This window comes from Streptomyces sp. NPDC052299 (assembly GCF_040679335.1).
Lineage (GTDB): Bacteria > Actinomycetota > Actinomycetes > Streptomycetales > Streptomycetaceae > Streptomyces.
This window is the reverse complement of sequence record NZ_JBFAUP010000002.1, coordinates 219,700-232,432: the sequence shown is the minus strand read 5'-3', so window position 1 is coordinate 232,432 and position 12,733 is coordinate 219,700. Positions and strand designations below refer to the sequence as shown.

General features: G+C 71.7%; 11 protein-coding genes. 7 read left to right on the top strand and 4 right to left on the bottom strand.

Annotated elements, in window-relative coordinates; all coding sequences use genetic code 11:
- Positions 1-115: 115 nt before the first annotated feature.
- The 4 genes from AB0L33_RS04250 (at position 116) to AB0L33_RS04235 (ending at position 5,205) form a co-directional block, all read left to right on the top strand.
- On the top strand, positions 116-949 hold the full coding sequence (locus AB0L33_RS04250) for an IclR family transcriptional regulator (protein WP_365677591.1): 834 nt from the start codon (positions 116-118) through the stop codon (positions 947-949).
- A gap of 140 nt (positions 950-1,089) precedes the next feature.
- Complete coding sequence (locus AB0L33_RS04245; RefSeq protein ID WP_365677590.1) at positions 1,090-2,757, top strand: OPT/YSL family transporter; 1,668 nt, start codon at positions 1,090-1,092, stop codon at positions 2,755-2,757.
- A gap of 51 nt (positions 2,758-2,808) precedes the next feature.
- Positions 2,809-3,876, top strand: a complete 1,068-nt coding sequence (locus AB0L33_RS04240; protein WP_365677589.1) for a hypothetical protein — start codon at positions 2,809-2,811, stop codon at positions 3,874-3,876.
- 48 nt (positions 3,877-3,924) lie between these two features.
- Entirely contained in the window at positions 3,925-5,205 is a 1,281-nt protein-coding gene (locus AB0L33_RS04235) for an alpha/beta fold hydrolase (RefSeq protein WP_365677588.1), read from the top strand.
- A gap of 73 nt (positions 5,206-5,278) precedes the next feature.
- Here the strand turns inward: AB0L33_RS04235 and AB0L33_RS04230 are convergent, their stop codons facing one another.
- Positions 5,279-5,782 carry a lamin tail domain-containing protein gene (locus AB0L33_RS04230; RefSeq protein ID WP_365677587.1) on the bottom strand — a complete coding sequence of 168 codons (504 nt, stop codon included), beginning with the start codon at positions 5,780-5,782 and terminating at the stop codon, positions 5,279-5,281.
- A gap of 175 nt (positions 5,783-5,957) precedes the next feature.
- On the opposite strand from AB0L33_RS04230, the gene AB0L33_RS04225 reads away from it, so the two are divergent.
- Positions 5,958-6,896 (top strand): sigma-70 family RNA polymerase sigma factor, encoded by a 939-nt coding sequence (locus AB0L33_RS04225; RefSeq protein ID WP_365677586.1) that lies wholly within the window; start codon positions 5,958-5,960, stop codon positions 6,894-6,896.
- Positions 6,897-6,954: 58 nt separating this feature from the next.
- Complete coding sequence (locus AB0L33_RS04220; RefSeq protein ID WP_365677585.1) at positions 6,955-7,518, top strand: dihydrofolate reductase family protein; 564 nt, start codon at positions 6,955-6,957, stop codon at positions 7,516-7,518.
- On the opposite strand, the gene lepB is transcribed toward AB0L33_RS04220, so the two are convergent.
- Both lepB and AB0L33_RS04210 read right to left on the bottom strand, forming a co-directional pair.
- Positions 7,490-8,179, bottom strand: a complete 690-nt coding sequence (gene lepB, locus AB0L33_RS04215) for a signal peptidase I (RefSeq protein WP_365677584.1) — start codon at positions 8,177-8,179, stop codon at positions 7,490-7,492. The two genes, AB0L33_RS04220 and lepB, sit on opposite strands and share 29 nt — an antisense overlap.
- A gap of 207 nt (positions 8,180-8,386) precedes the next feature.
- Positions 8,387-9,031, bottom strand: coding sequence for a hypothetical protein (locus AB0L33_RS04210; RefSeq protein ID WP_365677583.1), 645 nt, complete (start codon positions 9,029-9,031; stop codon positions 8,387-8,389).
- 277 nt (positions 9,032-9,308) lie between these two features.
- Here AB0L33_RS04210 and AB0L33_RS04205 point away from each other — a divergent pair, with 277 nt between their 5' ends.
- On the top strand, positions 9,309-10,859 hold the full coding sequence (locus AB0L33_RS04205) for an alpha/beta hydrolase (protein ID WP_365677582.1): 1,551 nt from the start codon (positions 9,309-9,311) through the stop codon (positions 10,857-10,859).
- Positions 10,860-10,867: 8 nt separating this feature from the next.
- On the opposite strand, the gene AB0L33_RS04200 is transcribed toward AB0L33_RS04205, so the two are convergent.
- Entirely contained in the window at positions 10,868-12,613 is a 1,746-nt protein-coding gene (locus tag AB0L33_RS04200) for a protein kinase (protein WP_365677909.1), read from the bottom strand.
- Positions 12,614-12,733 lie beyond the last annotated feature (120 nt).

Below are 12,733 nucleotides of genomic sequence, written 5' to 3'. Positions count from 1 at the left end.
GGCCGTGCTGAAGAACACCCTTGACACCGCGCCCCACTGATCACATAGTTCTCACCGCTCAGCGCAACGGCGTTGCGCTGAGCGCACCAGGATCAGCGAGGGAAGGGACGAGGCCATGCACGAGGTGAACGGCGCGCCCGCCGGCGGCACCGCACCCGAGGCCGGCCGGCGCGACGACGCGGACGTCCTGGCCCCGCCCCAGCCCGGCGTCCTGCAGGGAGCGGACCGCGCCCTGCTCGCCCTGCTGTCGTTCACCGAGCGGCGCCCCGAGTGGGGGGTGAGCGAGATGGCGCGCCGTCACGGCTGGGACAAGGCGGTCGCCCAGCGCATCCTCACCACGCTGGCCTCCCGTTCCTTCCTGACCTGCGACACCACCACCCGCCGCTACCGGCTCGGCCCCGCCGTCTCCCGGCTGGCGCGCGCCGGGGAGCACAGCGGCGTGCTGCCGTCGCTGGTCCGGCCGATCCTCGCCGGGCTGCTGCGGGAGACCGGCGAGAGCGTCGTGCTGAACGTGCCGCAGGGCGCCGGATACCGGTGCGCGGCAGCTGTGGACGGCACCGGTCCGGTCCGTTACACCGCGATCGTCGGTGCCGTGATGCCCGGCCACGCCGGTGCTTCCGGTCACGCGATCTTCGCCCACTACTCCGAAGCGGAGATCCGCCGTCTGTTCGGGACCACCCCGCTCCAGCGTTTCAACGACCACACCGTCACCGAACTCGACACCCTCACGGCCCGGTACGCGGACGTGCGCTCCCGGGGATACAGCGTCAGCCACGGCGAGTACGACGAGGCCGTCGCCGCCGTGGCCGCCCCCGTGTTCCAGGCCGGCAGCATCGCCGCGTCACTCACCGTCATCGGGCCGGCGCACCGCGTCACCCGCACCGTCGACCGCATCACCGCACTCGTTCTGGCCGGGGCCGAGGAGGCCACGGCCGCCTTCGGCTCCTGACCCGCCCGGCCCGGCGGCGCTCGTCCGGTGGGCCACAGATCCGTACGACGTGCGTCGTGCCGGAGTACGCGGATCGCCGCAGCCTGCCCGAAAAGTCCCTCCCCGTCCCGGGGCAGGGCCCACCCATTAAGGGGTGTTCCGTGTCGCATCACACCTCGCCGTCGGCCACCGTGCCGCCGCCCTCCGACTCCGGTCCCGGCACCACCTCCTCCGGCGCCGGCCATCCCCGCGTACGCGAACCCGTCGTGTTCGTCGTCCTCGCCGTGCTGTCCGTCCTCGGCGCCGTCATCGGCGCGGACCTGGTCGCCAAGCTGGGCATCTCCGCCAACACCTCGGTCGTCGGCGCCCTGATCGCCATGCTCATCGGGCGCATCCCGCTCGCCGGCCTGCGGTCCATGCGCTCCGTGCACCGGCAGAACCTCGCCCAGAGCGCCATCTCCGCGGCCACCTTCGCCTCGGCCAACGCACTGCTCACCTCGATCGCGGTGCCGTACGTCTTCGGGCGCAAGGACCTGGTGTGGCCGATGCTGGCCGGTTCCTTCGTGGGCCTGCTCATCGACACCTGGGTGCTCTACCGCTCCTTCGGCTCCCGGCTGCTGCCCGCCGACGCGGCCTGGCCGCCCGGGCAGGCCGCCGCCGAGACGATCAAGGCCGGTGACAAGGGCGGCAAGCGGGCCCTGGTCCTCGGCGCGGGCACGCTCGTCGGCCTCGGCGGCACCCTGTTCAGCCTGCCGCTGTCCGCCGCCGGCGTCGCCTTCCTCGGCAACGTGTGGGCGCTGCTGATGTTCGGTGTGGGGCTCGGCCTGCGCGAGTTCAGCCCCGACCTGTTCCACACCGACCTCGGCGCCGGATACGTGCCGCACGGCGTGATGGTCGGCGCGGGCGTCGTCGCCCTCGGCCAGGCGGTCGTGCTCCTGGTCCGCCGCCGTCCGGCGCGGCCGCCGGCCGCCGCGGCAGCGCGTCCGGGACACGACGAGACGACCTCGTACACCGTTGACGAGAAGGCGCTGCGCCAGGCGCTCGTACGCGGTTACGCCCTGTTCGTCGCCGGGGCCGTGCTGCTCGCCGTCCTCGGTGGGCTGATCGGTGACATGAGCCCGCTGGGCCTGCTCGGCTGGGTGCTGTTCGCCGCGTTCGCCGCGCTCGTGCACGAGCTGATCGTGGGGCTCGCGGCGATGCAGTCCGGCTGGTTCCCGTCGTTCGCCGTCACCCTGATCTTCCTCGTACTGGGACTCCTCATCGGCATCCCGTCGGTGCCGCTCGCGCTCCTGGTGGGTTATGTCTCGGCCACCGGCCCCGCCTTCGCCGACATGGGCTACGACCTCAAGGCCGGCTGGCTGCTGCGCCGCGAACACCGGCCCTGGGACCCGTACGAGCGGGAGGGGCGCCGTGAGCAGTTCCGTGCGGCCCTCATCGGCTTCGCCGCCGCCCTCGTCGTGGTGGCCGTGCTGTGGCAGTCGTACTTCAAGCAGGGGCTGATCCCGCCCGTCGCCAAGGTCTACGCCGACACCGTCAAGAACGGTCTGGGCGAGCCGGGTGTGCTGCGCACCCTGCTGCTGTGGGCCATCCCCGGCGCCGCGATCCAGCTGATCGGCGGCACAAAGCGGCAGATGGGCGTCATGCTCGCGACCGGCCTGCTGATCCTCACCCCGAACGCCTGCTGGATCGTCCTCGCCGCGCTCGCCGTGCGCGTCGGCTACCGCAAGTGGCGCGGCCCGGCCGCCGACGAGGAACTGAACCTGGTCGGCGCCGGCCTCATCGCGGGCAGCTCCCTGGGCGACTCCGCCCAGATCATCAAGGCGAGCTAGCCCGCCCCTCTACCACCTTCGTTCATACGCACCACCGCAAGGAGACATTCCATGGAGATGTTCAGCCGGCTCGAACCCCGCCCCGAGTACCTGAGCTACGAACTCGCCCTCGCCGCTCGCAAGCTCGTCGAGCAGGTCATGCTGGTCAAGCCCGGCGAGCACGTCGTCCTCACCGGCGACACCAGCAGCGACCGCCGTGTCGTGGACGCCACCGCACAGGCCGTCGCGGCCGCCGGGGCTCACCCCGTCGTCGTCTGGTACGAGACGATGCCCAGCTCCTCCATGGAGCCGCCGCGCCCCGTCGCCGGCGCCATAGCCGACGCCGACGTGTGGATCGAGTTCGCCGTCTCGTACGTGATGCACTCCGACGCGTTCCGCCGCGCGATGGCGAACGGCTGCCGCTACACCAACCTCACCGCGATGGACGTGCACATGCTCGTCGCGACGGTCGGGCGTCCCGATTTCGAGGGTGTCATCAAGCTCGGCAAGGCGCTGGTCCGCCTCCTGGAGCAGGCGGACGAGGTGCGCATCACCTCGTCCAACGGCACCGACATCACCGGCCACAACGGGGACCGCCCCATCAATCTCCGGGGCAAGCCCGCCGAGAATCCGGGCGAGACCGTCATGCTCTCCGGCCAGATCTCCTGGAACCCGCTGGAGGAGACCCAGGACGGGGTGCTCGTCTTCGACGGTGCCCTGTGGCCGCCGGACCAGCTCGGGCTGCTGCGTACCCCGGTCCGCTGCACCGTCGAGAAGGGCGTCGTCACGAAGATCGACGGTGAGGGTCAGGACGCGGAGATCTTCCGCCGCTGGATGGAGTCCTGGGACGACCCGAACATGTTCCGCGTCGCCCACTGGTCCCTGGGCTTCAACCCGGGCGTCCCGGCGCCGACCGGCCGTATCGTGGAGGACGAGCGCGTCTTCGGCTGCGTGGAGCTCGGCATCGGCACCAAGGGCGCCTGGATCGGCGGCGAACCGTGGGTGTCCGCCGCCCACACCGACGGCTCGATCCTCGGCCCGTCGATCTACCTCGACGGCGAGTGCATCGAGAAGGACGGCGTGTACGTGCACCCCGAGCTGGTCGAGATCTGCCGCGAGCTGGGCGTCGCCGGCTACTGACGGCCGACCGCGTACCCACCCCGTTCACCCCCGCCCCAGGAGCCGGACTTGACCGACGACCAGATCACGTACCGCCACAGCGGCCTCGTCTGCACCGATCACACCCTCGACGTACCACTCGACCACGCCCGTCCCGACGGGCCGGGCATCTCCGTCTTCGCACGGGAGGTCGTCGCCGAGGGCATGGAGGGCCGTGAGCTGCCGCGGCTGCTCTGGCTCCAGGGCGGGCCGGGCGGGCGCGCGGAGCGTCCCAACGCTGCGGGTGCCTGGCTGCGCCGCGCCCTGAAGGAGTTCCGCGTCGTCCTCCTGGACCAGCGCGGCACGGGCCGGTCCACCCCGGCGGACCGCACCACGCTGGCCGGCCGGGCCGATGCCGCGCAGTACCTCACGTATTTCCGCGCCGATTCGATCGTCCGCGACGCGGAGCTGCTGCGCCGCCGGTTGCAGGGCGACCGGCCCTGGACGGTCCTGGGGCAGAGCTTCGGCGGCTTCGCGACGCTCACCTATCTCGGCCTCGCCCCGGAGGGTCTCGACCGGGCCCTGATCACCGGTGGCCTGCCAACGCTGACCGGGCACGCCGACGACGTCTACCGCGCGGCGTACCGGCGTACGGTCGCCGCCAACGACCGGTACTTCGAGCGCTACCCGCTCGACCGTGCCCTGGCCGCGCGCGTCGCGACCCACCTGGCGGACCACGATGTCCGTATGCCCTCGGGCGAGCGCCTGTCGGTGCGGCGGTTCCAGACGCTGGGGATCACGTTCGGCACGGCATCGGCCTTCGACTCCCTGCATTACTTGCTGGAGTGCGCCTTCGTCCCCGGGCGGGGCGGCCCGGTCCTGTCCGACACGTTTTTGCGGGGCGTCGACTCCGTTGTCTCCCTCGCACCGCGTCCGCTGTACGCGATCCTGCACGAGGCGATCTACGCGCAGGGCGGCCGTCCCACGGCGTGGTCCGCCGACCGGGTGCGGGCGGAGTTCCCCGAGTTCGACGCCTCCGCGGGTGGGCCGCTGCACTTCACGGGCGAGATGATGTACCCCTGGATGTTCGATGAGGACCCGGCCCTCGTCCCCCTGAAGGCGACCGCGGACGCGCTCGCCCACCGCGCGGACTGGCCTGCGCTCTACGACCTCGACCGCCTCGCGGCCAACACGGTGCCGGTCGCCGCGGCGGTGTACCGCCAGGACATGTACGTGGACCACGACCACGCCCTGACCACGGCGTCCCGGGTGCGCGGCCTGAGCACCTGGGTGTCCGAGGCCCACCTGCACGACGGTGTGAAGGCCGACCCGGGGGTCCTGGATCGTCTTCTCTCCCTGGCCCAGGACTGATGGGAGATCTGGAGCGTCTGAGGACGGCGCGGGTCGGCCGGCCCTGCCCGACCCGCGCCGATTTCCGGCCGCCCTACCCGTGATAAGTGATGTAACCGTTGCCGTCGCGGTCGTTGGCCTTCTTGGTGTAGGCGTGGACGTCCGCGCGGGCCCCGGAGGGCTTGTACAGGTAGATCGTGTCCTTGTCGTTGTTCCAGAGGAAGTTGCAGTTCTGGCGGTAGACGACGTTCTTGGCATCCGAGTCGGTGCCCCGGTTGCCGCGGAGCTTCACGTAGTCACCGGGCTGAAGCGTGTGGGACTTCGTGAAGGTGAACTTGTTGCCGGTGGCGTCCTTGACGACATAGCCCTTGAGGTTGACCGTCGTGGTCCGCGAGTAGTTCTTGATCGTCAGGTACTCGCTCGCGGCGTTGCCGCCCGAGCACTTGTTGGAGTCGCGGCCCGGTGCGTCGTACTGGACGCCCTTGACCTTCAGGACCGAGGAGTACTCGGCGGCCTGGGCAGGAGTGCCGGCGGCGAGGCCGAGCGAGACGACCGCGCCCATGGCTGCGGCGGCGGTCAGGGCATGACGGGTGCGCATGGCGAATCCCCCTTGGCGGTGCGGATGGAGCGCCGCAGAGCCTACCGATAATGTGACCATATGGTGAACAGAACCAGGAGATTGTGCGTACACCGACGATCTCGGTTCCCCCGCACGGCGAGGGCCGTACCCGATGTCCGCGCCGTGGCCCGCGCGGGTGCGGCATGATGGACGCGTGGAGTTCGAGCCGTTCCGGGGCGAGTTGATGGCGTACTGCTACCGGATGCTGGGGTCGTACCACGAGGCCGAGGACCTGGTGCAGGAGACATTGCTGCGGGCGTGGAAGGCCCGGGAGCGGTACGATCCGGCGCGCGCCTCGGTGCGGACCTGGTTGTACCGGATCGCGACCAATGCGTGCCTGACCGCCCTGGAGGGGCGCGGCCGCCGTCCGCTGCCGTCCGGGCTGGGGGCGCCCAGCGACGATCCGGGAGCTCCGCTCGTACCGGTGCTCGACGTTCCCTGGCTGGAGCCCTTTCCCGACGCGCGCTTCGACGTGGAGGCACGGGCCGACCTGCGACTGGCCTGGGTGGCGGCGGTGCAGGTGCTGCCGGCCCGGCAGCGGGCGGTGCTGGTGCTGCGCGAGGTGCTGGCCTTCACCGCCGCCGAAGTCGCCGGGCAGTTGGGGACGTCGGTGGCGGCGGTCAACAGCGCGCTGCAGCGGGCCCGTTCCGCCATCGCCGAAGTGGGCGACAGCGGTGCCGTCCCCGAGCCGGACGACCCCCGGACTCGGGCAGTGATCCAGCGGTATGTGCAGGCGTTCGAGGCGGCGGACGTGCCCGCGCTGGTGCGGCTGCTGGCCGACGACGCAGTGCTGGAGATGCCGCCGGTGCCGCTGTGGTACTCCGGCAGATCGGACTACGGCCGTTTCCTGGAGCGGGTGTTCGCGATGCGCGGCACCGGCTGGACCATGCGCAAGCTCACCGCCAACGGGCAGCCCGCTCTCGCCGCGTACGCGCCGGAGCGAGGCGGTGGGCATCGTCTGCACACCTTGCAGGTCTTCACAGTCATCGACGGCCGTATCGCGCACAACGCGGTCTTCGCCGATCCGCGCGTCTGCGACGCCTTCGGTCTCCCGCGCGAGATTTCCGCGACCGAGATCTGCCGGGAGCGATGAGTCGGGGCGGGGCCGCCGGTAGATACCGGTGAGCAATCGAACCGACAGGAGATTCATCGTGAGCGTCGTCGTCATCGAGTTCATCACGCTGGACGGGGTCGCATCCGACCCGGACGGGTCCCAGGCGACACCGTTGGGCGGCTGGGCGTTCCGGCACGGACCGGAGGCGGTCGCCGGGGACAAGTTCCGGCTCGGCCGGACCCTGGACGACGGGGTGCTGCTGCTCGGGCGCGCCACCTGGGAGCTGTTCTCGCGGATCTGGCCGGGTCGCGACGACCCGTTCGCCGCGCGCATGAACGCCGTGCCCAAGCTGGTCGTCTCCCGCTCGCCGGCCCCCGCCGACATGTCGGTCTGGAGAAACTCTCAGCTCCTCGAAGGCGATCCGGCCGATGCCGTCAAGCGCGAGCGCCGGGATGTGGTCGTCGCCGGAAGCCTGAGCGTCGTGCGCCGATTGATGGCCGCCGACCTGGTGGACGAGTACCGGCTGCTGACCTTCCCCACCGTCCTCGGCACCGGGCAGACGCTGTTCCCCGCCGAGGGCCCCCACATCGACCTGGAATGCCTGGCCGCCGAGCGGGTCGGCACGGCCGTCCTCACCCGCTACCGCAGGGTCGCCCGCTGACCGACCGCTCTCCGGCCCGGCATCGCCGCACGGTGCACGGGCCGGAATCGCGGTGGCCGCCGCCCAGGGGATGACCGCGGCGCCGGCTCAGACGTCCGGCCGCGTACCCGCCGAGACCGGCCGCGGTCAGTACGAGGCCGAGCACCGCGAACATCGCGGGGCCGGTGGGCACGGTGGCGTCCTCCGCCACTCGTCCTCGTACGCCCGCGGCCGCGAAGCTGCCTGCGTGCGCATCGAGGTGGTAGCGGGAGTCGTTGGAGTTGGCCCGGTAGTCGCCCAGCACGAACAGCCGACCGGGCGGGACCCGCACGTCGTACGGCTCGGCATGGGGATCGCCCTGCGTCTCCGCCACGTAGGGCTCGTCGAGCGTCTTCCCGTTCACCGTGACCCGGCTTCCGGAGCCCGTGACGTGGTCGCCGCCGATGCCGATGACGCGCCGCAGCACCGGCTCCTTCATGTACGGCTCGGGCGGATCCATGAGGACGACGTCGCCCCTGCGGATGGCGCCGGAGCCGATCGGCTCCACCCGGACCTGGGTCCCGGACGGGAATCCGGGGCGCATGGAGTCGCCCGCGACGGTCACCGTCTCGTACCGCGTGAGACCGTACGCGACCGAGCCGGCCAGCAGCACCAGCCCGGCGGGCGTCAGTCCCCAGGCCACGGCCCGCCAACCCCGCGCCACACTCCGCCGCTTCATGAAGTCCCACCCGTTCCCTTGATCCGCCACACACCCCACACAGCGTGTCGCGCGCCCAAACCGTCACGCCCGCGGCTCGGCTGACGCGGGCGGGGGCGCGCACCGTTCGTACGCCGGGTGTTCCGCCAAGAGCGGGACACCCGGCGTACGAACGACTCGGATACAGGTTGTTCAGCTGGTCCAGAGGACCGGGCTGTCGCTGTACGCGTCCCCCTCCTCGAACGAGGCGACCGTGATGGGGTCGGTCTTGGTGGCGCTGAGCGAGCACGTCTCGTACGAGGCGCCCTTGGTGGTGAAGTCGCGGGGTGCCGTCTCGCTGTCGCACTTGCCCGGAAGGTCACCGATCAGAATGACGCCCGTGGGCGCGCCGCCGGCCAGCTTGCCGCGCAGCCTCAGCGACGAGTACGAGAGGTCGGTGCCGCCGACGTTCTCGACCTTCATCCGGATGTAGTACGGCGTCATGCCCTTCGCCTTGTCACCGAAGGGGGCCATGTCGGCCTCGGTGCCCTTCTCGATCGCCGTGACCGTGATGGCGACCGTGCCCTTCTTTGACGTTCCGTACGTGAACGGCACGACCGCCCGGTCACCGACCTTGAGCTTCGTGCCCGGTGCGGCGACGTCACCGCTGGGCGCGGTGGAAGCGTCGTCGCTCGGCTCCGCGGAGGGGCTTGCGCTGCTCGGGGCGGTCGAGGCCGGGGCGGAGGCCGAAGGCGATTCCTGGCCCACTGCCTCGTCCTCGCCGTCGTTGCAGGCCGTGAGCCCGAGACCCAGGGTGGTGAGGGCAGCTGCGAAGACGATGCGTCCCTTGCGTTTCATTTTGACCTAACTCGCGGTAGGGGCTGCGCTGTACGACAGCCGGAACGGACGTGCGGGCGACACGGCGACGGCAGTGCGTCAATGAGGCGCGCCGCGACGCCCCACTCACCCTGATCCAGGAATGACACAGGATCGTCCCGGAGACGGCACAGCCACGCGACGGCTGTGCCCCGGCTGTGAGCGGGCGGGCGGCTTGTACGCTGCACTCATTCGACGGGCATCAGTTCGGGCGCGCGATGCGGTGCGGGCGTGCAGGGGCGGGAACGCGGGGTTTTCCATGAGCGACGCGCAGCGGATACGCAGCCGCGGACCGGGCTTCTCGGTCGGTGCGCGTGTCATGGCGGTCGTCCTCCTCACCCTGATCGGGGCCGTCGGGGCCTGGTTCCAGCGCGACGCACGGCAGCACGCCGAGCCGCGTACGGAGTTCACCGCGACCAACCCGCCCGCTGGTCTGCCCGCCGCGCTCACCACCGGCCAGCACCTTCGCTGGTCCGGCTGCGCCTCGCCGCGGGCCGCGCGCAAGGGCTACGACTGCGCCGTCATGAAGGCGCCCCTCGACTACCGGAAACCGGACGGCCGGACGATCGACGTCGCGCTGATACGGCGCAGGGCCACGGGGCCGAACAGCCGGCGCATCGGTTCCCTCGTCCTCAACTTCGGCGGGCCCGGTGTGTCCGGCGTGAGGGGACTCCCCGCACGCATCCGCCAGTACGGACCGCTGCTCGACCGCTACGACCTGGTCTCCTTCGACCCGCGCGGTGTGGGGGCGACCATCCCCGTGCGCTGCGGGAAGACCGCGGACGACACCGCGTACGAGGGGGCCGACGCCTGTGCCAGGCGCTCCGGGGCGATCCTCCCGTACATCGGCACCTCGCACACCGCGCGCGACCTGGAGCTGATGCGCTACCTCCTGGGCGACGAGCGGCTGCACTACTTCGGCGTCTCGTACGGCACGGCGCTCGGCGCGGTCTACGCCCATCTGTACCCGTCGCACGTCGGAAGGCTCGTCCTCGAAGCGTCGGTCGATCCGACGGTGGACCTCAGCGAGGAGCAGGTGGCGCAGGCCAAGGCGGTCCAGGCGGCGTTCGACCGGTTCACCGTGCACTGCGCGGCCCATGTCCGCGGCTGCCCGACCGGCGACGGGCCCGAGGAGGCCGCCCGCCGCATGGCACGTCTGGCCGGGCGTCTGGAGAAGAAGCCCGCGCCGGCCGGAGGCGACAGGACCCTGGACGCCGACGACTTCGCGCTTGCTGTCGGCGACCACCTCGCCCGCGGCACGGACGGATGGCCGGCCCTGGCCAAGGCCCTCACCGCGCTGACCGACCACAACGACGGCCGCCCGCTGGCCAGGGGTTCGGACCGTCGCGGGTCCGCCGACGCAACGGCGGACCCGCTCGACAACGGCCGCGTCGCGCTGACCGCGATCACCTGCGCGGACTCCAGCCTGCGCCCGGACCTGGACCGCCTCGACAGGGATTCGAGGCGCGTCGAGGCCGCGTCGCCCGTGTTCGGTGCGGCCTGGTCCTCGGGCGTCTACCTCTGCTACGACTGGCCGTTCGACGGCGAGCGGGTCACCCCTCGGGTGGACGCCGAGGGCGCGAGTCCCATACTGGTGGTCGGCGGCACCGGTGACCCGATCACCCCGTACGCCGGTGCCCAGCACATGGCCCGCGCCCTGGGCGACGGCGTGGGCGTGCTCCTGACGGCCGAGGAGGAGGGCCACGGGACGTATCCGCAGAACGGCTGCGTCGTGGAGGCGGTCGACCGGTACCTCCGCTCGGGGCGCGCTCCGGCCTCGGGGACGGTGTGCCCGGGCGACATGTCCTAGCGCCGTCGTCAGGTGGTGCGACGCGCCTGCTGCATCGCGGTCAGGCGGGAGACGTACAGGGCGGTCGTCACCACGGCGGGGAGCACGAGGACGCGGAGGGCCAGGCCCACCCACGCGCCGTCCGCCATGTCGTACGTGTACCAGTCGTCGTAGCCGTCCTCCCCGTAGGCGACCCCGTTGTCGTGCTGGGTGAAGTCGCCGTACTCGGCCCATGCGAAACCCGCCCAGTACAGGTACAGGGGCGATGTCACCAAGGTGAAGACAGCGCATCCCCACCAGACGTGGAGCCGGGTGGCCGGGGCCATGGCGCCGCCCAGGGCCGTCGGGCTGGAGGCGTGCCAGATGTCGTTGGCGATCTGCTTGGGCAGGTAGAGGTTGCCCACGGGGATGAACCACGAGAGGACGGCCAGCCGGGGCTTGTAACGCAGCCGGCCGGGGGCGAACTCCTCCGCGACGGCACGCGCTTTCGCGCACCAGATCAGCCAGGCGACGATGAAGCCGACCGCCGTCCCGGTCTGGATGTAGCCCCAGGGGTAGGCCACTTCCTCGTCCAGCGACGCGATGTACGAGTACCTGTCGCCCAGGATATTCAGCTGGGTGATCGTGGCGCCCAGCGCCGCCAGCCCGAACAGGGCGAGTGTCACGTACACGGCCACCGTGGACGGAGCGGGGCCGTTGCGCCCGTTGCGTTCCTCGGCCAGTGTGCGCGACGTCCCGTGCCGGTGCTCCGGTTCGGCCCGCGCGGTGACGGGGGCGGTGGCCGGGACGGCGGGGCGCGGGGCCGGAACGGTTCCGATCTCGTCCTCGGGCGGCTGCGCCGGGGGCGGGCCGCCCTCCCCCGTCAGAACGGTGCCCGGGTCCTCGTGCTCCAGGAGCTGGGCCGCGTCCTGCCCTAGCCGGGCCAGGACCGGAGCGGGCAGCCAGGGACCGAGGTGCCGGAACTGCGTCTCCTCGCGCTCCCGGAGCGTGGCGAGCGTCGGCCTCGCCCCGGGGTCCTTGGCCAGACAGTCGCCGATCAGCGGGATCAGGGCCTCCGGGACGCCGCTGAGGTCGGGTTCCTCGTGCACCACCCGGTACATGAGGGCGTGCGGGCGCCCTTCGGGGGTCTCGAAGGGCAGGCGTCCGCCGGCGGCGAAGGCGAGGACCGAGCCCAGCGAGAAGATGTCGCAGGCGGTGGTGAGGCGTTCCCCGCGCACCTGCTCGGGCGCCATGAATCCCGGGGAGCCGACGACCACGCCGGTGGAGGTCAGTCCGCCGTGGGTCGGGCCGTCCAGGGCGCGGACGATGCCGAAGTCGATCACCCTGGGGCCGTCGATGGTGACCATCACGTTGGAGGGCTTCAGGTCACGGTGGACGAGCCCGGCCGCGTGGATGTCGGCCAGGGCGTCGCAGAGGCCGGATGCCAGCCCGCGTACCGAGCGCTCCGGCAGCGGCCCGTGACGGGACACCACCTCGGCGAGGGTCGGGCCGGGGACGTACGCGGTGGCGACCCAGGGCCGTTCGGCGTGCGGGTCGGCGTCGAGCACGGCGGCCGTCCAGTCGCCGCCCACGCGCCGGGCGATGGCGACCTCCTCGGCGAAGCGGAGCCGGAAGTCGGGCAGCGCCGCGAGTTCGAGCCGGATCGACTTGACCGCGACCATGCGGCCGCGCGGCGACCGGGCGAGGTAGACCACGCCCATCCCGCCCTCGCCGAGCCGGCCGAGCAGCCGGTAGTCCGCCACGCGTACAGGGTCGTCCGCCCGCAGGGCCCGCACAGGCACGTCCTCCTTCAGCACCATGCGCCCCCGGGGCGCACAAACGACTGGTCAGAGTAGAGGAGACGGCTCACCGGCGATGCCGGTTTCACCGAATGCACGCCGTTCGCGCGACGGACG

Coding starts and splice junctions, on each gene's coding strand:
- AB0L33_RS04205 (WP_365677582.1), top strand. CDS start 9,309: ATGAGCGACGCGCAGCGGATACGCAGCCGCGGACCGGGCTTCTCGGTC.
- AB0L33_RS04230 (WP_365677587.1), bottom strand. CDS start 5,782: ATGCGCACCCGTCATGCCCTGACCGCCGCCGCAGCCATGGGCGCGGTC.
- AB0L33_RS04250 (WP_365677591.1), top strand. CDS start 116: ATGCACGAGGTGAACGGCGCGCCCGCCGGCGGCACCGCACCCGAGGCC.
- AB0L33_RS04210 (WP_365677583.1), bottom strand. CDS start 9,031: ATGAAACGCAAGGGACGCATCGTCTTCGCAGCTGCCCTCACCACCCTG.
- AB0L33_RS04240 (WP_365677589.1), top strand. CDS start 2,809: ATGGAGATGTTCAGCCGGCTCGAACCCCGCCCCGAGTACCTGAGCTAC.